This window comes from Cellvibrio mixtus subsp. mixtus J3-8 (assembly GCF_000766945.1).
GTDB lineage: Bacteria > Pseudomonadota > Gammaproteobacteria > Pseudomonadales > Cellvibrionaceae > Cellvibrio > Cellvibrio mixtus_A.
The window spans coordinates 1-638 of sequence record NZ_ALBT01000150.1 but is presented as its reverse complement, the minus strand read 5'-3'; the positions used below and the strand labels follow the sequence as shown (position 1 = coordinate 638).

Sequence of the window (638 nt, the reverse complement as noted above, 5' to 3'; positions counted from 1 at the left end):
CGCAAATCCCAGAAGCCGCAGTTGCTGCTGTCATAACGGCAAGTCACCGGGTTTTTCGCATTCTGGAACCAGTTGCTTTCAATTAATGCATAACCGGCTTGACGCACGTTGATACCGGAATCGGTAATACCGTCGTACAAGTTGTTATACATGTGCGTCCAGCCACCGCGTTGCAATGGCAAGCGCGCATTCACGTTGCGATAAATATTGTGGTGGAACGTAATTTCGCGACCACCGGCAATATCGCTGCTGCTGGAACCATCAAGGCCGACTTTTTTGCTGTCGCGAATCAGGTTGTAGGAAACCGTAATATTGTGTGAATCTTTTTTAATATCGATTGCACTTTCAAACGTTAAATCACCATCCGGTGAGCCTTTACATTCATTGTTCACCGCAAACAATTCGTTGTGGTCAACCCACACGTTGGTGCCGCTGTCGATACGAATCATATCGGCATCGTTGCTCGCACCGGCAAGTGCACCGATTTTCATATTGCGAATAATCACGTTGCTGGATTTATTCACCACCACACCAAAGTTTGCGGAAGAACCGTTAGCACCAATGATGGTGACGCCTTTGGTAAATTCTTTAATTTCAACGTAGCGATACGCTTCACTCCAGCGCGGATTCGGACAATT

1 protein-coding gene is annotated in these 638 nt (G+C 47.0%); it reads right to left on the bottom strand.

All coding sequences use genetic code 11. The features are described 5' to 3' along the window. The coding region (locus tag A596_RS05075; protein ID WP_039913082.1) for a pectate lyase family protein at positions 1 to 638 on the bottom strand (638 nt) is incomplete at both ends.